Below are 19,746 nucleotides of genomic sequence, written 5' to 3' on the forward strand. Positions count from 1 at the left end.
TCCCCTTCTTTCTTTCACATAATGAATTCTTGTATACGTTCACCTATTCATGAAAAAATTTCCTTCATAATTCGTAATATGTCTGTAATTGTTGTGCCTGAAATCTTCCAAAAAAAGTTAGCCAGCGAAAAGTTCGCTGGTCTTTCATTAATTTAATTTGACTTCAGGCCGAATTTCGGGTTAGAATACAAGTCCCAGTTCTTCTAGCTTCTTCCTTGCTCCGTCATAGACCTGCACGTATTCTTCAGTCGGGGTCACTGTCTTTACGTCGTAGCACTCCTGGAAAGTCTTTCCAGCCGGAGCGCTTGCATAGTCCTTCTCGTAAAGGGCTACTAGTTTGTCGAGGATTTTGTTAATCTCTGAGATTTCCACACCTGCAGTTGCTCTTGCAACTTCTCCCATCATCCTGGCTTCCATACCCGTGGTCTTGTCTGTTACTACACCCTTTGCGGATGCAACACCTGAGAGTATTTCTCTTCCTGATGCTGTATCGGTGATGGACTGAGCTGAAGCTTCGAGGAGGCACATCTCTGTGCAGGGCCCTGCACATGGGTAGTACTGGTTTCCTGAGAGGATGTTTGTGAACTCGGAGATGGTTGCACATGCCCAGCCTGCGATTGTGAGGGTTTCCCTGGTGTTGGTTGAACCCCAGCGGATGTGGACCGGCCCGTCCAGGTGCCAGCTTGCACTGCTCATGACAAAGGCGTTTATGTGGGTTGCAACGTCTACAATTGTGGTTTCTTCGATACCGCCTGCATATCCTCCAAAGATCGGCATCTGTTCGTCCATTATAATGTCGCTGTTCCCTTTGTAGTGGGCAATAACGGCTATTGCGTCCAGGTCGATTTTGAGTTCGTTGAGTTGCGAGACCTCGTGGCTGTCTGAGGATATCTGGCCGCCAACGCAGTCAGATGATATATTTCCCTGAGCGGACAGGGAAGTCTCCGGGCCCTATATGCCCATTCCCGGGCGACCTGCCATTGCGCATGCCTGCTTTATGAGTCGGGTTTCTGTCTTTGCTGCAAGGACTTCATAGGGACTTTTTGGTACCGGGGGTTTCCCGCGGACTGATGTCATCACACCGTCTACAATGGTGTCTACTTCCTTTTCAAGGGCATAGCTCATGTGGACTGGCATGAAAACCTCTTCGGAAATCGGAGAGCCTGTAGGACCACCCTGTACAATTGGCTTTCTCTTGTCCCCTACGCTTCTCTTCTTTACGTTTACTGCGTCTCTGCCGGTTCCGAGGGTGAACTCTTTCTGGACATTGTTGATTGCGTCCCATATCTCATCTTCTGTGTATTTCACTATCCTGTGGGTATCGGTACAGTAGATACCGCACTCGAGGAGCATCTCGAATCCTGCCTGGAAGAGCTTTTCCATCATGTCCTTGTCAGTGGGGACGAATTCTCCCTTGAAGTCAAGCCCGTACTTCTGCTTGAGCTCCATTGCCTTCATGGGGATTCTCATAAGGTCCCAGTCATCCTGAGTGCACTTCTCTCCTACTTTTGCCCTGTCGTAGAAGTCATAGCAGTCAAATGATTTTCTGAATGTCATGTGCTTTTCCTCCCAGGATTATTTCATTATGTTAAGTGCAACTTTTGCAGCTTCGGCAGCGTTTTCTGCTGTAGCGTCCGCCCCTATCTCTTCGATCCATTTACTGGATACGGGTGCTCCTCCGAACATGCATTTTACGCTGTCCCTGAGGTTTTCCTCCTTGAGCCTGTCCATGAGGTCTTTCTGGCCGAGCATGGAGGTGGTCATAAGGGCTGAGCCAACAAGGATAACCTTTTGCCCTTTGTGCTTTTCAGCCTCTTCCACAACGTTTTCGTTGAGGACGTCGGTTCCGAGGTCAAGGATCTCAAACCCGTTTGCCCCTAACATGGTGGTAACAAGGCGGTGTCCTATGTCATGGATGTCTCCTTCTGCAACGAAGGTGATTGCAAGCCCTGTTCCTTCCTCTCCTTCTACTTTTGTCTTCTCAAGCTCGGGGTTAAGGACTTTCATTGCAGCTTCCATGGCTTTTGCAGACATCATGATCTGAGGCAGAAATACCTCGGCAGCCTCAAACTTGTCACCGATAATCTTCATCCCCGGGGAAAGACCCTTTGTGATAATGTCAAGAGGTGAAATTCCTGCATCCAGGGCTTCCTGGGCTAACTGTGCGCAACCTGCAACGTTTTGAGTTACGATCGCGTTGGTCAATTTGTCAAAAATCTCTTGGTTTGCCATTTTTAAACCTCCATTTTCCGTCGAAAACTGGCTTTCCTGTGCAGTATCGCTGAGCGTACAATGCGTATCGAATCTCAATAGACAATGAGGGTACTGCTCAAGCATGTGCCCAAGCTCCGCTAGGTAAAAAAAAGCGTTCGCATGGGATTCTTACTTATGTTGCAAGCCCTGCTACCTTAAATTTTGCCATTAGGCGCAAGGACGCCGTCGCATTATTTCTTGATTGTCTATTTCCGAAATTATTCACTGCCATTTTGCCATTTCTTTCCCGTTTTTTCGGGTTTTACCGTGAATAATTTCTTTTCTCCTGACATTGCTACCGGGGAATTTTGCTGGAGACTGTAGATTTATTCTTTTCCAGTCGATTAACAGCCCCGAATTTCCCAACGGTATGCCTGCTGGAACTGCCTGGAATTGTCCTGAATACTCAGATACAGATTCCCGAAATAAAGATGAGAATTATCCTATATAAACAAACACTATCTTTCTTTATTGTATATTCTATTAGAAATTTTAATCGGGGATTTTTTCCGGTTGCAGCGCCCAAAATCAGGGTTTCGGCCTTCTTTTTCTTCCTAAAGTGCTTTATGTGGATCAAAGAAATCAAAAATTATATATACTAGATATCTGTGAACCTCGAGTTTTATCTCAAAAACTGCATTTATTGGCTTTAATATTTTTTTATCACTATATTGCTCATAGAGAAAAATTTAAATATTAGATCCTATAATCCGCTCTACCCACGGAGCAGGATTGGAGCAAGCTTCCGGTAAATTTGAGAGCCAAATATCAAAATATGACATTTTTCCATACAACTTTTTTTCAGGCAGACTGAAGAATAAGTGTAAAACCTGCTAAGTTAAGTGCAAAAAAGTGAAGCCGGCTCCAAGCCGGCAGTTTAATTACTAAATCTTTTTGATACTTGTTATTTTGAACCACTTGCTGGCGATCAAGTACATTGCTCAGCAGTTCATTGCTCAGTACTTGTAGTTTTTAGTACACTCAACCATTTTCTGGAGATTGGCGCTGGGCGTCATGCTCACAATCCCGCATCCCGGGGAAAGCAGGCCCACTCCGGCATCGAGTACTTTCTTTGAGGCTTCTGCAACATCCTCGGGAGTCCCATTCCAGAGTACGGCAACAGGATCAAGGTTCCCGATAATGATGGCATTTTCCACATTGCCTGTTGCGGTCTTGATATCCACTCTCTGGTCTACGCTGATGCCGTTTACGCCGGTTTTGTCCATAATTGAAAGGCCGTTGGTTGTGTTTCCGCAGATGTGGAGGACTGTGCCGACATCAAGCTCCTTCATAGCGTCAACGATCTTTTTCTGGTAGGGAAGGGCGTATTTCTCATAGAATTCCCCGCCGATAAGCTCGTAGCTTGCTGTAGGGTCTATGACAGCTATTGTGTCTGCTCCGTTTTCAACCATTGCTTTTGCATATGCTACGTTGAAATCCGAGCAGAAGTCCAGAAGCGCCGGAACGATCTCTTCGCCTGTGAAAAGGTTTCCGAACCAGGCGTCTCCGTTAATGTGCTGGGCAAGGGAGAAGGGGCCGATCATGGATCCTATAATCGGGAGTTCTTTTCCGTATTTTTCAGAAAGGATCTTGACAGCTTCAAGGATTAAACCTACTCTGCCTTCGTTCAGGCTGTAGCCTTTAAGCTTCTCCATGTCGTCCATGTTCTTCACAACGTGTTTGATCACAGATGGCTGCTGCTTCAGGTCGCCAGCTTTTATTCCGCAGCCAAAAAGTTCTGCTTCTGCTGTGATGTCAAAGGGAACTCTAACGGCTTCAAAGCCAATTACTGTGTGTCCTGCTTCCGCAAGTGTTGCCATTTTTTCTGCGTCTGCATGGGCTTCAGGCCAATAGGCTCCGCAGGCTTCCATCTGTTCGACGGTTGCGGTCTGGGTGAAACAGACTGCAGGCATTCTGTCTACTGGCTGTTTCCTCAATGCACGGTATAATCTTTCTTTTGGGGTATATTCTGTCATCTATAATCCCTCTCTAAGTTCTATAGACAGCCCTAGATTCAAAAACCCATACTATAAATAAATATGTATTATTATTCCTTAATTAAAGCTCTTATTATATAAAGATCTCAATTAAAACAGGCGGAAAGGGCTGAAAATTTTCTTAATACAAGTAAACTTGTTTTATCCGGGATTTTTGGACAGAAAGTTTAAAATAGCTGAGGATTTGCAGCTTTGATTGAAGGCTGCCGGATGCTTTGAAACAGTGGCAAACACGGCATTTCCGTACACAACTTAGCATTCGTAAGATTGATGGTTTGCAATAAAATAATTTATACAGGAGTTCAACCTTTCTTTTATGCCGCGTTATATGATTTTTTACATTAATTGTATTTATTCAGGAGGTAAATAGGATGCACATTTATGTTGTCTATGCTCATCCGAGTAAATCTTCTTTTACTTATGAAGTTTTACATTCTTTTTTAAAAGGTTTGAGCGAATCAGGTAATACTTTTGAAATCGGGGATCTTTATGCGATGGATTTTAAATGTGAGCTGGATCTTGACCAGTATACTCGCGAAATGAGCAGGACAGTGTTGCCTCTTGTTCCGGATGATGTTAAAAAAGAGCAGGAAAAAATACAGAGATCCGATGCAGTAGCTTTTGTTTACCCTGTGTGGTGGAGTGACTGCCCCGGCATATTAAAGGGCTGGTTTGACCGGGTATGGACAGTAGGTTACGCTTATTTTTACGACGAAAATGCAGAAAGAAAATCCTTCATTAAACCAAAAAAAGCACTGGTGTTATGTACCGCCGGGCATACGATTGAATACCTTGAAACAACCGGAATTGCTCAAAGTATGCGCTGCATCATGCTTAAAGACCGTTTGAATAATGTTGGCTTTACGGATGTGAAAATGGAAATACTGGGCGGTATGGTGAACAAAAATGATCTTGTAAAAAGGTCAAATCTGGAAAAGGCATACAGTTTGGGTGTAGCTTTTTTTAAACATTGATTTTTTTGTTTTTCGCTATCCTTTTAGCTTTTCAATACCCTGGCTTTTCTCCTATCCTTTTAACTTTTCGATACCCCTTTAGCTTTTAGATCTCTCATATGTATGACCTGTAATCAATTTTTGAACGTTGGCACAACAGTGCAGAGCAATCTAAAATAATAAGGGGAGAGCTGCAGTGAGTGACATGAGTGGCATTATCCATTCTGATACGGGCATAGTCGGAGGAGACATTGCAGGTCTTTATGCCTGTTATAAATTAATACAGTTAAAAGGCGTTAACCATGCCATTTCTCTGTTTGAAGGTTCAAATCGCTTCTGGCAATCCCGATCCCGCTGGTGAAGTGTTTTTTTGTTAATGAGAATCCCTGGTGGAATGAATTCACACCTTCACAGACGAGGGTTTCATCCGCCCCGGCAAGAGAAATCCATTATTCCTTCAGGGAGAACGGAATCCGTAAATGAAAAATGGTTATTGTTTATGGTGACCAGCCAAGCATGAATTACTGGACTCCGTTTGTACGGCAGAAAAAGCATCTACAGGCAGAGCTGAATCTTGACCGGCGGCTTGTCGAGGGCTGTACACGATATTTACGCTCGGACCCCGATAATAAGGACGTGAAAGAGATAGAAGTAGGGGCTAAATTAATAAATTGTTTCGGCATCAGGGATTGGAGTCGGGAGCCTTTTGAGGCTGGCTGTCATATCTGGAAGGCTGGCGTTTGCGTTGAAGGGTAATAAAAGAGTTAACGGCATTCTCACTTTACGAGGCATCTCCCTCAAACAAAAATATATATATGCGGGGAGGCTTATTCGGACTTCCAGGGCTTTATCGAAGGGGGTTTGCGTACAGCCTTGCAAGTTACAAAGCAAATTCTTTGATTCTTGTAGTTTTATTCTTGAAAATTCAACCAATAATACTAATTTATATAATTCATGGGTTCTATTTTACATAATTAATATCGAATAATATTGCATCCTCTCCATATACTTAAAAATATAAACCCTTCATGTCATCCGTTTCCGAGGCAGTCTATGGTGCCGGGCTTCTCGGGACGGTTTATGCTTCAGGAGAATCTAAAAATGTATGGAATAGCACTTGACCTGGGTACCAGTGGTTTTCGAGCCCAGCTTATTGATCTTGATACGCGTGAGACCTTAAAAACAGTCATAACCATGGGTCATCCTCTCCCAGGGGGAAATGTCATGGACCACCTGGATTTTGCAATCACGACCGGGGAAAATGTGGCTCATGATGTTATTATCGAAACCGTCAGGAGGATGTTCCTGAAACTTGGTGCCGATCTTTCTAAGGTGGAAAGGCTTGCAGTCTGTGGAAATCCTATCCAGCTTTCTCTTTTTCAGAATATCGAAATAAGAGACCTCGCATACGCCGGGGAAAATAAACAGAAAATGCTCGGGGTCCAGAACGTAAAAAGGGAATCCCGGGTATTTCCAGCCTCAGAACTTTTCGGAAACGACTTCCACCCTGACTGTGAAATAATCGTGCCTCCCGCAATCAGGCACGAAATCGGGGCTGATGCCCTTGCCATGATGCTCGAAACCGATTTCCTTACACAGACAGAACCTGCGCTTGTGACCGATTATGGGACAAATGCCGAAATGGCTCTCAAGGTAGGGGACAGAATTATAACGGCAAGCGCTGCGGCAGGCCCTGCAATCGAAGGGCAGGGGATCAGTTCCGGTATGCTTGCAAGCCCGGGAGCGATTTGCGATGTGAAGCCTGAGGGTGAATACTGGAAAATTCTGGTGCTTGACAGGGAGATGGAAAAGAAGGAAGCTTACCTGATCAACCCTGTAAGCGGCGAGATAAAAGAGTCTAACGAGTATGAGGTTTTAGGCATTACGGGAACAGGGGTGATCTCGGTTTTTGCCCTTGCACTGAAAAGCGGGCTGGTTGAACAGCTTCCCAAGCTCCCCAACGGAAAACTAATTTTAGGCCCTGGAATCGAAATTACTGAAAAAGATGTTGAAGAAGCCGGAAAAGCTATAGGGGCAATCCGGGCTGCTCACATGACTCTCATAGTGGAATCAGGAATCAAGTACGAAGACCTTGAGTATGCGTACATGTCGGGGGCTTCCGGAGCCTATGTAGACGCCGAAGCTGCCCGCCGGCTCGGGGCTGCCCCTGGATATGCCAGAAAAGTCGTACAGTTCGGAAACACCTCTCTCGCCCTCGCCCGGGAACTTGTGCTGGACAAGTCCAGGCTGGATGACGTTATAGAGATTGCAAAAAAGATTACTGCCGATCACCTTATGATGGCAACTAGCGATACTTTCAACAACTTCTACCTCTGTGAACTCTCCTACTGGACCATGGGCATGCCCCTCGAAATGTACGACCAGATGCTTGAACTCTACGGCCTGCCCACACTTCCCCTGACCCTCGAACATGCTGACATAGAAAAGAGAGTAAGTAAGGACATAGAGCATGTCGGAGTTGGCGGACTTGCCATCCTCAAAGAAATAGGCATAATCCTCGAAGTCCCGGTAGAAAAGTGCATTTACTGCCAGAAATGCGTAAAGGAATGCCCTGAAAACGCCCTCGAGATCGTTGAAACCGACGGAAAAAGGATTGCAAAGTACGACAGCCAGAAATGCCTCGGCACAAGCTGCCGGCGCTGTGTCAGTGTCTGCCCTGAAAATGCTGTCGATATTACAAAACTCAAAATAAAGGAAAAATGAGATTTTTGGGATTCATTTCCCTCTCTTTTCCGTTGTCAATTCTTCACTCCGCCCACTTTGAGAGAAGCACAATTCTGTTTCAGCTTATTTCCCGAAAACTATGCCGGAAGAAATTAAGGAGGATATGAGAGTCAATCCAAAAGAATATCTGGTTGCTACTGTAATAGGACCTCTAATAACTATGGCTTCATGAACCTTTCATCTATTGTTAATGCCTTCTGCGGGGTTGGTATCCCTATTGTTTTTCCGGTACACCTAATAACTGAAAAATACTTAAAGCAGTATGGTCTCTGGGGCAAACTATGCAAGAAAGTTAAGATAATTTCTCCAGTTGGATATCTTGAGATGCTAAAACTTATGGCACATGCAAAAAAGATCCTCACAGACTCGGGCGGGGTGCAGAAAGAAGCATAAATGCTTGGAGTGCCCTGTATAACCATGAGAGAGAATACCGAACGGGTTGAGACTGTAGAGGGCGGAGGGAATGTGCTTGTGGGGGCGGATTATGAGAAAATCAAGGACGCTATTTTAAATGTTGAAGGGGCTGAAATAAAAAGGTGATGTTTTTGGAACCGGAAATGCATATGCAGATATTTGTGATATTCCGAATGAGCATCTATTATAAATGAGTGTTTTTGTAACTTGAATTGCGACTATTCATAAGTGAATACCGTTAACTGGTTTTATATTCAGGAATTTTTGTTCCACCAGTTGCAAACTTCTTCCCCACTCGTAATCCAGGCACTTTTCCTGGAACAGTAATTGAGAATTTCCTCATAAAATTTTAGGTTTTCTCCTTGCATGCATGTATTGTGCCATAAGATTGTAATTATGCCGTTATACTGTTCAACGGTATCAATCAGATTTTTTGTGAATTTCCAGGCTTTTTTAAAATCGAGTCGCATGTAGTCTCTAAAAAGCGAACGGTCCATAATAACAAGCGGGATTTCCACAATATCAATCTGTTGTCCAGTATTCAAATTAAAAGGTTTGAACGGATGACACATCCCGTTTCTAAAGCCCGCACAGTCCGGATACCCGAACGTGGTATCGTACTTGAACCCCGCTTTACTCAACAATTCCCATGTATTCGGGACCCTAAACCTTAAAAAGTGATTTCTGTACCCTATAATTCTTTTACCCAGGACTTCCTCAAGCCGACTTTTTTTTCTTTTAGGTCTTCAAGGCTGTTGTAGGATTCGTGCCCGCCATGCAGGCCGACTTCCCACCCGCTATCTGATATAAAGCCCAGTTCCGATTCAAGGCCTCTAATGTTATAATTGAAGTCTGTCTCTTCGGGGTTCAGAACCAGAAAATAAAAACTGGATTTTGCATCATATTTGGCTTCCAGTTTCATTATCTCCTTGAAGTTCCAGTATGGATTCCATTTCCTGTTAACTCTGCAAAAAGGGGTTTTCATCGCCTCAGTCAGGTCCCTTCGGGCAAGGGCTTTAAGAGATCCGAGTATTGGATACAGTTTATCCGGGTAAACCATGTCAATGTCGTGCGTAAGGCAGACGGCGAATTTTTTTTCGTCCGGATACTCAGGTTGCAGTCCGTTTGCTATCAGAAATTTGGAAACTCTCGGCTCAAAAATATTTTTGTGCCTGCTTAAATAATAAGGAAATCTATTGTACTGGTCGGAAAAGGTCAAATTGTACTCTTCTTTTTTAGTAAAGAGGTCCCAGAGTTCGGTATTTTCTTTTAATTTCTCGTACATGGTGTTTGTCCTTTTTCCAGAATATAGAAAACTTAACTGACTTCTCAAATTATGGCTCTACAACATGCGTGCTTACACAATCATCCGGCTCTCAGACAGAGCCTGTAAGGTTCTGGTGGTGCGTTTCTGGGCATCTTCGGAGCCCCCCCGGACTTCCATCAAACTACATTCTTTGAGCTTTCTTTTTCTTATAGGCAGGCTCTCTGAACTTGTAATTTTATGACCTCAGACCAGTTGCCGAGAATAATTACAATTTTTATTTTTTTCGCTTTGTTCTTGCCGGAAAATTTATATCTAACTATATTAATTTTTAATAAGATACACTTTGCAATTATTTAAGTCATTTGGTTTCTATCTTTCAGCCAAGGCTCCTGTATTTTTCCCCTTAACTTTTTTAATTTCTATCCCTTATATTTTGTAAATTGTTGGGAAGTTTTCAGTATTCTCATAAATCTTATAAAATAGAATGGTTCTAAATATCCGATTTCCTGTGATCCAGATTCGCAATTCGGTGGTGTAAGTCATCGTCATTGTGTCAGCCTCTGTCCCGAAGGTATCATCGACATCAACAAACTAAAAGTCACCACAAAATAAGATTTTGGTGGGGTTTATTCCCCACCACTTTTTTAACTTAACTATTCTTTACAGGACAGAATACAGCATGGATGCTGTTCCTATCCCGAGAGGTTCCATTACAAGTTCCACCCCATACTTCTCTTGAAGCTCCCTGGAAATTGCGCAGGGGATTCCGGGTGTGGAAATTACGCAGTTCTCCGAAATTACGAATTCGGGAACCGTATCCGCACAGGGGGTTGCCTCGAAAATAATGGAAAATTTTCTCGGGTTTTCGGGTTCAAAAAGAGTAATTCCAAGGTCAGAAACAGTTTTTTCTAAAAGAGCTTTGTCAGAATCATATCCATAGACCCTGAAACCCTTATTTACGAGATGCGCTGCTCCCGGAAAGCCTACCTTCCCCAGTCCAACGACAAGCACGTCCTTTGAATCGGCTTTCAGATATCTGGAGGCTATTTCCGCATAAATTCTGCCTGTGCAGGGCTGGTTATTAGCTATTTTCCCGTTTTTGAGGTTATGGGCAAGGAAGGTATTATCGTCCGCCATAAGGATAATCCGGGCTCCGTTCCTTACGGCTTCATAGTACCCGCTAACATCAGGCATAGCCGTAACAAAGCTGTCAAATCCGAAATATTCGGTAATTACATGCAGGGATCCCGAGAAATTTCCTATGATCCCGTTTCCCGAGGTCACAGGTACGATGCCTACTTTTTCACAGCATGGGGTCATGCCGTAGAAGTCTTTGCAGACTCCTTTTATGTCAAGCCCTGTAACTCTCCGTACAGTAGAATCAGCTTCCTGAAGCTGTCTGTTAATGTTTTCCAGGTCTTCCGGGGTTAAAAGTGCCATTTTTATCTCCTTATTCTTTTTTAAACAAATTTTTACTTTGGACAAATTCTTTATTTGATCAGGTTCTTGCCATTTTACACAGCCGCCCCTACGCGGTTTTTCAGGATCAAGAGCCCTGTTTTCTTTTTATTCTCAGCTTCTTCCCTATCTTTGCCCCAGAAAACCAGGGTAAACACGGGGTCTTTTCCTTTACACAGGAAGATTTCAATGCCGGGCTCCTCATAATATTTGCCGTAATCGTTTCCCATGGAAAGTACCTGTTCTCCCACAGGGACGAGGGCTCCGTTTTCTGCAAGCATGAGGTGTTCGTAAATGCAGTACCTGTCTTCAGGAAGGGTTCCGGTCTCTTCAACACCTTCTCCGAAGGCGCAGAACAGGAGTTCTATAAGGTTAACTCCCGAAGAATAGTAGACTGCAGTTGGAGTCTGGCTCGGGAAGCGGGCATCGATTTCGATTATTTTCAATCCAGGGGGGCCGGAAATTGCTTCCACGTCCATGATTCCTTTTAAGGGCAGGTTTGCTGCAAGGGAATGGGATATCTCCCTGAAGGAAGGGTCAGGAGGAAGAGGGGTTACCATGTGGCAGTCGTAGGTTCCGTCAATGTGTACAAGCGTTTCCTTTACAACAGCAAAACGGGTCCCATCTCCGATGACTTCAAGGGAAACCACTTCCCCTTCCACATACTCTTCGACAAGCATGCCCTGCTCGAGTGTTCCGAGCTCCTCTTCGTCGTAAATGATCCTGGCTCCCACACTGCTACTTTCACAGGGCGGCTTTACAAAATAAGGCGGCCTGCTAGGTTTGTCTTGGGGGGTTGGGACTCCTATGGATGCAAAGTATTCTTTTGATTTTTTCTTGTCCCTGCTTATCCGGTAAGCTTCGAAATCAAAGAGGACAGGGCAGGAGAATTTCTCTTTTACGGAACTCAGGAATTCTATACATTCAAGGTTTTCATTTACCGGAAGTACGGCATCAACGTTTTTTGAGATCCCGAGGAGTTTTTCCGGCTCTTTTATTACATCAAAACAGTGGAACTCATCGGCATAGTTCCTTATAAGGGCCTGTGGATTTTTATCGATCACAACTACTTTCATTCCGGCTTTCTTAGACAGGTAAGCCGCTTCGAAGCCCTGGAGTTTCCCGCCTATAAGGCAGATGGTTTTCAAGCTAGCACCCCAGGACAGTTTCGAATTCTGCCTGCGGAGCAGGTTCCATCCCCATGCCTTCAAGCCTTTTGATTACGCTTTTTATATCCCTATCCCTCTCTTCAAGGCCGCGGTCATAGTTGGCAACACCTTCTAACTTTGAATCCGAGGGGAGGATGGAAGTGACAATGTTTGCACCTGCATTTAAGCGGTGAACCATGCCGTCGATTCCTTCGAGGTCAAGGGATGCCGGAATCAGGCATTTAGGGAACATTAACCTGAGGATTGCAATTATTTTCAGTTCCGAAAGGTTTGAGTTCTCCTTGAAACCTTCAAGCGGGGTCCCTTCCTGGGGCAGGAACGTCATGACTCTGACCATATCAGGGTCGTTCGATTTCATTCCCCTCAGGGACTTGATTGTTGATTCAATATCGTTTCCAACACCCGTAAGAATCCCGTCTTCTATACAGTATCCCTGCTCCTTTGCAAAGCGGCGGGCATTATATCTCCCTTCGAAGGACTGGCCTAACCGGAGTTTTTCGTAAAGTTCCTGGTCATATGTTTCCTGGTACAGGGCGAAGAAATTTGCTCCTTTTTCCCTGGCTTTGAGGAGGGTAGCGTTGTCCATCACTCCCGGGGAAATCATAATGGGAAGTCCAAGCTCGTCCTTTACCATCTGGACAAGCTCAACGAAGCGGTCAGGTTCCTCATAGTAGTACGGGTCCTCTCCCATGGTAAGGTCGATCATGTGAAAACCTGCTCCTTTTAAGGTTTTGCAGGTCTCTTTTATTTCCTCTTGGGTCAGACGGTAGCGGTTGATTTCATTTTTACAGTTATAGTAGCAAAAAGAGCACTGGTTTCTACAGTACGTAGAAAAATAGATAAAGCAGTTAAGAAATACCCGGTTGCCGAAATATTGGTTTCTGACCTTTCGGGCTACATAGTACAGCTTTTCCAGCTCTTCTTCGGATTCAAGGGAGAGAAGCCCCCTCAGGTCCTCGTCAGACAATTGAAAGCCTTCAATGATTTTCTCTCCGAACCTGTCAAGGTCCTCGGTTGCCATTTTTTTGATCAAAATTTCACCCTCTCATAGTTTTACAGTTTTTCCCATCTTTACTGCCTTCCTTTCGGGTTTCTTTCAGGTAAGGTCTGTTCATTCCGTTTTGTCATTTTCAGGTCCCTGGTTTGCCATTTTAAGTCCCGAAACCTGTTTTTGCCATTTTAAGTTTGAATTGCCATTTATTGCCACTCTGATATCCCTGTCCTGTGGAATCTGGACAGTTAGATGTCATTCTTCAGGGATTTCCGCTCAGAGGTTTGTGGAAATTCCGTTATAGTAAGATTCGGACCTTGCGGCCCTTTTGATATTTTTAAAGTCGTGCATAACCTTCAGCAGGCGTTCAAGCCCGAAACCGGCTCCTATCCAGGGCTTGTCAATTCCCCATTCCCGGTCAAGAGGGACGGGGCCTACAACCGCAGAGGAAAGTTCAAGGTCGCCGTGCATGATATCAAGCGTATCGCCGTAGACCATGCAGGAATCCCCTATAATCTCAAAGTCTACCCCCATGTAGTCAAGGAACTCCGTAATTATGGCTTCAAGGTTTTCCCGCGTGCAGCCTGAGCCCATCTGGCAGAAGTTCAGCATGGTAAACTCTTCCAGGTGTTCTTTGCCGTCCGATTCTTTTCTGTAACAGGGCCCGATCTCGAAGATTTTTATCGGGTCAGGCAGGACTCTGTCAAGCTTGCGCAGGTAGTTGTAGAGGTTCGGGGCAAGCATCGGCCTTAAGCAGAGATTTTTGTCGATTCTGAAGACCTGCTTTGAAAGCTCCGTGTCACTGTTGATGCCCATTCTCTCCACGTATTCCGCAGGGATCAGAATCGGGGACTTTATCTCCAGAAAACCCCTGTCCACAAAGAATTTCGTGATCTCGCGTTCGAGTTTTCCCAGGTAATTTTCCCTGTCTTCGGCATAGGTCCGCTGCAGGTCTTTTTTTCTCCGGGAAAGCAGTTCGGACTCAAGCTCCCTGAAAGACTTCCCGGAATCCAGGGAAATCTTATCCATCGGACTTAACAGCCCTTCAAGCCTGTCAAGCTGGCTCTTTGTAAGCGCAGGAGCACTCGCAGGAACAGGGGCAGCCGGTACCGCAGCAGATTTTTTCATTTCATGTGCTGCTGCAGGTGCTGCCGAAGCCGAGCATGTTGCTGATGCGGAAGCCTGTGTCGGTGCAGAAACCGGAGATGCGGGTGCAGGTTGTATCCCGGAAAGCGGAGCCTGTGTTGTGGCTTCAAGTGGTTTTGGAGCTCTGGCAATGGATTTCGGCATTGCTTTCCTGACTCTGGGAGTGGAAACAACCTTGACTTTCACGGTGGTCTTCTCTTCGCTGGTCTTTGTGAGAAAGTTGTTAATATCCTCGTCCGAAACCCTGCAGTGCCTGCAGGTCTTCCTGTATTTGTGGTGCCTGAGCGCTCTTGCGGTCCTACTGCTCCGGGAATTATTTACAACGAGCCTTTCTCCACATGCCATTTCGACATATATCTTGCTTCTTGAAACTTCATGGTGCTTGATTTTGTGAATCATTCCGGTTCTGGACATCCAGAGCCCGGTTGTAGATATCAGAGTGTCTAGTGGTTTTTTATCCATAGTGTTACCCCTCGGTGAACTAAAACCCGGATAATTTCCAAGAACAGTATTCAGAACCCCGGCTTACAGAACATAAGCGTGGAGCCAGCAATTGCTGGCAGCTACCCGGAAAAGAAATAAAGTGATCCAGAAATAGTTTATAGGCTCTGGAAAGTGTTTCCTGATTCTATAAAAGATCTCGGTGGAATGTTATGCAAGTGCCATTCCGGGATTCAGAAACATGGCGGAAACCCCGGGAATCTAACCCGGCTGAACGGATTTAGAGTCCATTCGATCTACATGATCAGGTTTCCTCCTCAACAAAATAGAATTAAATTTTATATGTTGTTTTTTCTCTATATAATTCTTAATTGATAAGATAGAATATTATTTTTTTATATATACGTTTTTTGGTGAAACTCCTGCAAAATTCACGCTCTTATTTATAGTTTTTGGAAAGCAGTTCTCATTAAACAGATCTCTATAAAGATTAAAAAATAAAAAAAGTACGGTGAAAATATCCGGATGAAAAATGTGGGAGAAAAGCTCGAATGAAAGAGGGAAATGCTCGAATGAAAGAGGGAAATGGATAAAGAAATAAATCAAGTTTTCATGTTCAGGCTTTTTCGTACATCCCGAGTGTGCTCAGAGTCAGGGCAGTTGCGTTTATATCGTCTTCTTTGTTCCCCCAGGCCCCGTTTTCACGGGCTTTTCCAAGGAGCCAGTCAATGGAAGCTCCCAATTCCTTTTTGAAACCTGCAAGGAGGAGAGCCTGGATTACCAGATTGCTTGTGGAAATATGTTCCCAGCCTCCGTCCTGCTTTCTTTTTGAAAGGATCCATTCAGCCCTTTCCCGGACAAAAGCCTCAAAATCCCTACTTTCGGTTAGATTGTCCTGTTTTTTCAGGGCTGTGATTACAAGGGAAGTAGTGCCAACCTGTTCCCAGTCTGGCCCGTAGTTTTCGTATAACCATCCGCATCCTTCCCTGTCAGAAACTTCCATGTCCGCAAGAGCTCCAAGACTGTAGGCAGTGTCATAGACGTCTTCATTCCATGAGCTTCCTGTTTTCATGGAAAGTAGCCACTTTTCCGGAGCCCGGAATATGATTCCTTCCGCCGAAAGGGCTGAACAGGCCCTTGCCGTATCCCTTATTGAGGAGTTCCAGCAGTTGCCTTCTTTTTTACGGATAAGAAGAGGGGTATAGGGGTTCGGAAGTCCCCATAAAGCATGAGCCGATACTGTACTTGCAAGTTCTTTTACGGACTGGATTTGCCGGGAAGAGAGCCATTCGAAACCTTTTTTCACAATATCAAATTCCAGGTTGTTTAACATTTAACGGTGCTTTTCAAGCTTCATGTATTAAAAGTTGACTGGCAAGTCTCCTTTTTTCCTCTGAAAGCGATTTCAGGTCCGGATCCTGGCATGAATGCAAAATTATATATAGTTTTGCATTATTATGCATAATTATGCGCCCTAGAAAAAGAAGGATAGTGGATTTCGAACATTCGGCAAGGCAGTTCAGACCTTTCGGTCCCGAAAGTGAAATTCCCGAAGAGGTTCTGCTAACTATCGATGAACTTGAGGTCATGAGGCTCAGCTTTCTGGAAAATCTTTCTCAGGGCGAAGCTGCGCTTCGTATGGAGATCCACCAGTCCACTTTTCAGAGGGCTCTGAAAAAAGCACTTGAAAAAGTAACCGATGCGCTTGTCCATGGAAAAGCAATACGGATCGAAGGAGGAGATTACAGAATGCCAAGAGGAGACGGAACAGGTCCTGCAGGCCAGGGCCCGGTTGGCGGTGGAAGAAACCGTGGACAGGGCAAGGGCCGGGGTGGACGGTTCGGCGGACCTGATGGAAATTGTGTATGTCCTGCCTGCGGGTATGAAACTCCCCATAAGCCGGGAGTCTCCTGTAGCCAGGTGAAATGCGAGAAATGCGGAAGCTCAATGGTCAGGAAGTAAGTTAAAAGGAAGGTCGAAAAAGAGTGGGAGGAAGGTACAATCAGTGCTCCTTTGCTGTTCCATTTCAGTTTTTCTTATCGGAACTGTTTAAAGCTTCTTCCCCGACCACTCTCACTTTACGCACAATATAACAATGTATCGAATTAACAATGTATCGAATTAACAATGTATCGAATAGTACAATGAAAGGAGTTGGAAACAATGCCACATGGAGATAGAACAGGTCCGATGGGCCAGGGATCAAAGACAGGAAGAGCTATGGGTTACTGCTCGGGCAGTGACGAGCCGGGCTATAAGACGGTTACTCCTGTAGGAGCTGGCCGCAGGGCCGGACGCGGTATGAACCGAAAAGCAGGTTGCGGAGCAGGTCGGGGTTTAGGACACAGGCGAACTCCCGGTTCCGGAAAAAGTGGGCAGTTTGCTTCCCGGGGTGAGTACTCTGGATATTACTATCCTGCACCTTCTCAGACAGGGGCAGAATCGGATATAGATTTCCTTGAGGACCGAATAAAGGCTCTGAAACAGGAGCTTGATAAATTAACGGAAAATTTGAAGAACTTCCAGTCCCAGGAAAACGATAAAAAGGAATGAGTTAATAAACAAATTCAGAAAAGAGTCCATTAACTAATAGTTCATTGATGGGCTCCGAATTCATATATATACTAGTTTAAAAAATAATTTTTGAACTGGGATATGAGGGATTCCTGGTGGATTTCCCGGTAGATTCCCCCAGTTTATTCTAGACTGGCAGGTTAGCTGGAAATATAGCCTGATGCTCACCAATCTACTTTTCAGAGGGCGCTCAGAAGCGTACTTGAAAAAGTGACTGAAGCTTTTGTACACATAAATGAAGTAAAAATTAAAATCAGTAAAAATTGAAGGAGAAGATTACAGAATGCCAGGTGGAGACGGCAGCGGTCCGGAAGGTAGAGGTCCGGGTGTGGGCACAAGCCGGGAGATTAGAGGGCGGTGCAGGAGCAAGGGAGGAACCGGCGGCCCGGAAGGGACGTGCATATGCCCTGAATGCGGATACGAGGTGTCCCACAGGCCGGGAGTGCCCTGCATTGAGACAAAATGTGAAGAATGCGGGACTCCTATGGTCAGGAAGTGACCGCTTACACGACAAAGAGAAGAGCCTATACAATGAAATCAAGAATCGTTTACGGGCCAATTCTTTCAAGAAGGCTCGGAAGATCTCTCGGGGTCGATGTGATTAAAAACACCGGCTCGAAAAAAAACTGTAACTATGATTGCATTTACTGTCAGCTCGGGCACGTTGAATCAAAGCTCGGATGTCCTGAAGATGTAAAGGAACCGGTAACTCCGGAAGAAGTCTCAGAAAGCTTCCGGAATTTCCATAAAGACATCGAGGGTCTGGACTATGTCACTTTCTCAGGGACATGCGAACCTTCTCTGAACCTTTCTCTGGGGGAGATGATCCGGGATGTCAGGGAGATAGGGGGAATCCCTGTCTGTGTCATCACGAATTCTTCTCTTGTGGGAAGGGAAGACGTCCGGGAGAATCTGGCTCAGGCGGACCTTGTTGTTGCTACTCTGGTTTCGGGAAATAAAAATACCTGGAGAAAGATCCATAGACCTGCTCCCGGCATAACCCTGAAGGGAATAATCGAGGGCTTGCGGGAACTTGCAAAAGCAGGGACCGGAAAAAAGCTTGCACTTGAGGTCATGTTTCTTGAGAGTGAAACCGGGAAGCCTCTGAACAGTACTGATGAAGAGGTCGGGGGCCTGATAACAACAATCAGGTACATATGCCCTGACGAGATTGAAATTCTTACAGTCAGCCGTCCTCCCGCGGAAAAATGGGTAAAACCGGTCTCTGAGGCACGGTTAAGGGAAATTGCGAAGTGCTTTGTTTCGGAGTTTGGGGACGAAAAAGTAAGGCTGGTTTTAAAAGGAAAAAACAAGAGGGCAAGGGTTTTACACCGGGAGCCGGATGAAGAGGTCTATGCCCTTCTCCTCAGGAGGCCCTGTACCTTCGAACAGATCTGGCAGGGCCTGAACATGGACCCTGAAAACCTTAGCCCTGTCCTCGAAAAATTGCTTGGTGAAAGCAAAATAGAGAAAGTAGACTCGGAAACCGGGGAGTACTACAGAACAAAGTAAATTACGGTAAAGCGGTCCCGGAAATACGGAACAAAATAAATCGCAGGTAAAGTGGGCTAAGAAAAAAACGAATAAAAGGAAAATGAGATTGGCTGCGGGGAAAGAGCTCGCAGCATTCGGAAGCGGAACCATCGTCAAGTTTCTCTGAGAAAGAGGAATATCTCAGACTATTTTATTGTAGCCTGTATACTCCTTCCTTATTGTAGCTGTATACTCCTCCTAAATTTCTAAATTTTTTGCCCTCTTTTTTGCTCAGGTTTCTGCTCCCGGATACTTATTCTTCATCATCGGGAGGGAGCCTCTTTGCCAGCTCGGCATCAAGTGCTGACAGAGCATCTTTGTTTTCCCCGACAATTTTCAGCTTATCAATTATCTCGTTGTCGTTTTCTTCTTCTTCGACCTGCTCTTCGACATACCACTGCAGGAAGGAAGCCGTTGTTTCATCTTTTTCCGAAAGGGCAAGCTCTACCAGGTCATTGATTGAGCGGGTAATGAACTGCTCATGTTGCAGGGTCTTCTGGAACATTTCCATCGGTGTCCCGAACTCCATGGGTGGCTCCTTAATTTCCTTTAATCTGACCCTTCTCCCCTGCATGTTGACATAATTAAAGATCTTCATTCCGTGAATGGTCTCTTCTTTGACCTGTACCTTAAACCAGTGGGCAAACCCGGGCAGTCCGATAGACGAGCTGTATGCCGCCATGGAAAGGTAAAGGTAAGAAGAGTACAGTTCCCTGTTAATCTGTTCATTCAGCGCTTCTTCCATCTTTTCGTTCAGCATTATTTCCCCTCACTTTGTTGAATCCGATCTGATTTTTCCCGTAAA

General features: G+C 45.1%; 18 protein-coding genes and 2 pseudogenes. 9 read left to right on the forward strand and 11 right to left on the reverse strand.

Annotated features, from left to right (window positions below; genetic code table 11):
* Positions 1-180: 180 nt before the first annotated feature.
* The 3 genes and pseudogenes from MSSIT_RS21540 to mtbA all read right to left on the reverse strand — a co-directional run bounded on the left by MSSIT_RS21540 (position 181) and on the right by mtbA (position 4,229).
* Positions 181-1,557: pseudogene (locus MSSIT_RS21540) on the reverse strand (monomethylamine:corrinoid methyltransferase).
* Between the two features lie 18 nt (positions 1,558-1,575).
* Complete coding sequence (locus MSSIT_RS00690) at positions 1,576-2,232, reverse strand: methyltransferase cognate corrinoid protein (RefSeq protein WP_048169165.1); 657 nt, start codon at positions 2,230-2,232, stop codon at positions 1,576-1,578.
* 977 nt (positions 2,233-3,209) lie between these two features.
* Positions 3,210-4,229 (reverse strand): methylcobamide:CoM methyltransferase MtbA, encoded by a 1,020-nt coding sequence (gene mtbA / locus MSSIT_RS00695; protein WP_048169167.1) that lies wholly within the window; start codon positions 4,227-4,229, stop codon positions 3,210-3,212.
* A 392-nt stretch (positions 4,230-4,621) separates the two neighbouring features.
* Between mtbA and MSSIT_RS00700 the strand changes: the two genes are divergently transcribed.
* The 5 genes and pseudogenes from MSSIT_RS00700 (at position 4,622) to MSSIT_RS24420 (ending at position 8,488) form a co-directional block, all read left to right on the forward strand.
* Positions 4,622-5,224: an NAD(P)H-dependent oxidoreductase gene (locus tag MSSIT_RS00700; RefSeq protein ID WP_048169169.1), complete on the forward strand. Its 603-nt coding sequence runs from the start codon at positions 4,622-4,624 to the stop codon at positions 5,222-5,224.
* 175 nt (positions 5,225-5,399) lie between these two features.
* Positions 5,400-5,564, forward strand: coding sequence for a hypothetical protein (locus MSSIT_RS22705; RefSeq protein WP_156158764.1), 165 nt, complete (start codon positions 5,400-5,402; stop codon positions 5,562-5,564).
* A 125-nt stretch (positions 5,565-5,689) separates the two neighbouring features.
* Entirely contained in the window at positions 5,690-5,959 is a 270-nt protein-coding gene (locus tag MSSIT_RS00705) for a hypothetical protein (RefSeq protein ID WP_048169171.1), read from the forward strand.
* Between the two features lie 345 nt (positions 5,960-6,304).
* Positions 6,305-7,927 (forward strand): methylamine methyltransferase corrinoid protein reductive activase, encoded by a 1,623-nt coding sequence (locus MSSIT_RS00710; RefSeq protein WP_048169173.1) that lies wholly within the window; start codon positions 6,305-6,307, stop codon positions 7,925-7,927.
* A 189-nt stretch (positions 7,928-8,116) separates the two neighbouring features.
* Positions 8,117-8,488 (forward strand): annotated as a pseudogene (locus MSSIT_RS24420) (UDP-N-acetylglucosamine 2-epimerase).
* Positions 8,489-8,616: 128 nt separating this feature from the next.
* Here the strand turns inward: MSSIT_RS24420 and MSSIT_RS25450 are convergent.
* The 7 genes from MSSIT_RS25450 to MSSIT_RS00745 all read right to left on the reverse strand — a co-directional run bounded on the left by MSSIT_RS25450 (position 8,617) and on the right by MSSIT_RS00745 (position 16,167).
* Positions 8,617-9,003, reverse strand: coding sequence for a polysaccharide deacetylase family protein (locus MSSIT_RS25450; protein ID WP_331456175.1), 387 nt, complete (start codon positions 9,001-9,003; stop codon positions 8,617-8,619).
* A 50-nt stretch (positions 9,004-9,053) separates the two neighbouring features.
* Positions 9,054-9,647: a polysaccharide deacetylase family protein gene (locus tag MSSIT_RS25455; RefSeq protein WP_331456176.1), complete on the reverse strand. Its 594-nt coding sequence runs from the start codon at positions 9,645-9,647 to the stop codon at positions 9,054-9,056.
* Between the two features lie 642 nt (positions 9,648-10,289).
* Complete coding sequence (gene pylD, locus MSSIT_RS00725) at positions 10,290-11,069, reverse strand: 3-methylornithyl-N6-L-lysine dehydrogenase PylD (RefSeq protein ID WP_048169175.1); 780 nt, start codon at positions 11,067-11,069, stop codon at positions 10,290-10,292.
* Positions 11,070-11,143: 74 nt separating this feature from the next.
* The gene (gene pylC, locus MSSIT_RS00730; protein ID WP_197080317.1) at positions 11,144-12,235 is read right to left on the reverse strand and encodes a 3-methylornithine--L-lysine ligase PylC; all 1,092 of its coding nucleotides are present in this window, start codon (positions 12,233-12,235) and stop codon (positions 11,144-11,146) included.
* Position 12,236: 1 nt separating this feature from the next.
* Positions 12,237-13,289, reverse strand: a complete 1,053-nt coding sequence (pylB, locus tag MSSIT_RS00735) for a methylornithine synthase PylB (RefSeq protein WP_048169177.1) — start codon at positions 13,287-13,289, stop codon at positions 12,237-12,239.
* Between the two features lie 234 nt (positions 13,290-13,523).
* On the reverse strand, positions 13,524-14,855 hold the full coding sequence (gene pylS / locus MSSIT_RS00740) for a pyrrolysine--tRNA(Pyl) ligase (protein WP_048169178.1): 1,332 nt from the start codon (positions 14,853-14,855) through the stop codon (positions 13,524-13,526).
* 595 nt (positions 14,856-15,450) lie between these two features.
* On the reverse strand, positions 15,451-16,167 hold the full coding sequence (locus tag MSSIT_RS00745; protein WP_048169180.1) for a hypothetical protein: 717 nt from the start codon (positions 16,165-16,167) through the stop codon (positions 15,451-15,453).
* A 134-nt stretch (positions 16,168-16,301) separates the two neighbouring features.
* Between MSSIT_RS00745 and MSSIT_RS00750 the strand changes: the two genes are divergently transcribed.
* From MSSIT_RS00750 to MSSIT_RS00765, 4 genes are all read left to right on the forward strand, one after another.
* Positions 16,302-16,796, forward strand: coding sequence for a DUF134 domain-containing protein (locus MSSIT_RS00750; protein ID WP_048169182.1), 495 nt, complete (start codon positions 16,302-16,304; stop codon positions 16,794-16,796).
* Positions 16,797-16,997: 201 nt separating this feature from the next.
* Positions 16,998-17,387 carry a DUF5320 domain-containing protein gene (locus MSSIT_RS00755; protein ID WP_048169184.1) on the forward strand — a complete coding sequence of 130 codons (390 nt, stop codon included), beginning with the start codon at positions 16,998-17,000 and terminating at the stop codon, positions 17,385-17,387.
* A gap of 304 nt (positions 17,388-17,691) precedes the next feature.
* Positions 17,692-17,907, forward strand: a complete 216-nt coding sequence (locus MSSIT_RS00760; protein WP_048169186.1) for a hypothetical protein — start codon at positions 17,692-17,694, stop codon at positions 17,905-17,907.
* Positions 17,908-17,939: 32 nt separating this feature from the next.
* Entirely contained in the window at positions 17,940-18,920 is a 981-nt protein-coding gene (locus MSSIT_RS00765) for a radical SAM protein (RefSeq protein ID WP_048174397.1), read from the forward strand.
* A 274-nt stretch (positions 18,921-19,194) separates the two neighbouring features.
* On the opposite strand, the gene MSSIT_RS00770 is transcribed toward MSSIT_RS00765, so the two are convergent.
* Positions 19,195-19,701, reverse strand: a complete 507-nt coding sequence (locus tag MSSIT_RS00770; protein WP_048169188.1) for a ferritin — start codon at positions 19,699-19,701, stop codon at positions 19,195-19,197.
* Positions 19,702-19,746 lie beyond the last annotated feature (45 nt).

Origin of the sequence: Methanosarcina siciliae T4/M, from assembly GCF_000970085.1 — an archaeon.
Lineage (GTDB): Archaea > Halobacteriota > Methanosarcinia > Methanosarcinales > Methanosarcinaceae > Methanosarcina > Methanosarcina siciliae.

What these genes read in the sequence shown, in the direction of transcription:
- MSSIT_RS00690 (WP_048169165.1), bottom strand. Translation starts at nt 2,232, where the DNA reads ATGGCAAACCAAGAGATTTTTGACAAATTGACCAACGCGATCGTAACT.
- mtbA (WP_048169167.1), bottom strand. Translation starts at nt 4,229, where the DNA reads ATGACAGAATATACCCCAAAAGAAAGATTATACCGTGCATTGAGGAAA.
- MSSIT_RS00700 (WP_048169169.1), top strand. Translation starts at nt 4,622, where the DNA reads ATGCACATTTATGTTGTCTATGCTCATCCGAGTAAATCTTCTTTTACT.
- MSSIT_RS00705 (WP_048169171.1), top strand. Translation starts at nt 5,690, where the DNA reads ATGGTTATTGTTTATGGTGACCAGCCAAGCATGAATTACTGGACTCCG.
- MSSIT_RS00710 (WP_048169173.1), top strand. Translation starts at nt 6,305, where the DNA reads ATGTATGGAATAGCACTTGACCTGGGTACCAGTGGTTTTCGAGCCCAG.
- MSSIT_RS25455 (WP_331456176.1), bottom strand. Translation starts at nt 9,647, where the DNA reads ATGTACGAGAAATTAAAAGAAAATACCGAACTCTGGGACCTCTTTACT.
- pylD (WP_048169175.1), bottom strand. Translation starts at nt 11,069, where the DNA reads ATGGCACTTTTAACCCCGGAAGACCTGGAAAACATTAACAGACAGCTT.
- pylS (WP_048169178.1), bottom strand. Translation starts at nt 14,855, where the DNA reads ATGGATAAAAAACCACTAGACACTCTGATATCTACAACCGGGCTCTGG.
- MSSIT_RS00745 (WP_048169180.1), bottom strand. Translation starts at nt 16,167, where the DNA reads ATGTTAAACAACCTGGAATTTGATATTGTGAAAAAAGGTTTCGAATGG.
- MSSIT_RS00750 (WP_048169182.1), top strand. Translation starts at nt 16,302, where the DNA reads ATGCGCCCTAGAAAAAGAAGGATAGTGGATTTCGAACATTCGGCAAGG.
- MSSIT_RS00755 (WP_048169184.1), top strand. Translation starts at nt 16,998, where the DNA reads ATGCCACATGGAGATAGAACAGGTCCGATGGGCCAGGGATCAAAGACA.
- MSSIT_RS00760 (WP_048169186.1), top strand. Translation starts at nt 17,692, where the DNA reads ATGCCAGGTGGAGACGGCAGCGGTCCGGAAGGTAGAGGTCCGGGTGTG.
- MSSIT_RS00765 (WP_048174397.1), top strand. Translation starts at nt 17,940, where the DNA reads ATGAAATCAAGAATCGTTTACGGGCCAATTCTTTCAAGAAGGCTCGGA.
- MSSIT_RS00770 (WP_048169188.1), bottom strand. Translation starts at nt 19,701, where the DNA reads ATGCTGAACGAAAAGATGGAAGAAGCGCTGAATGAACAGATTAACAGG.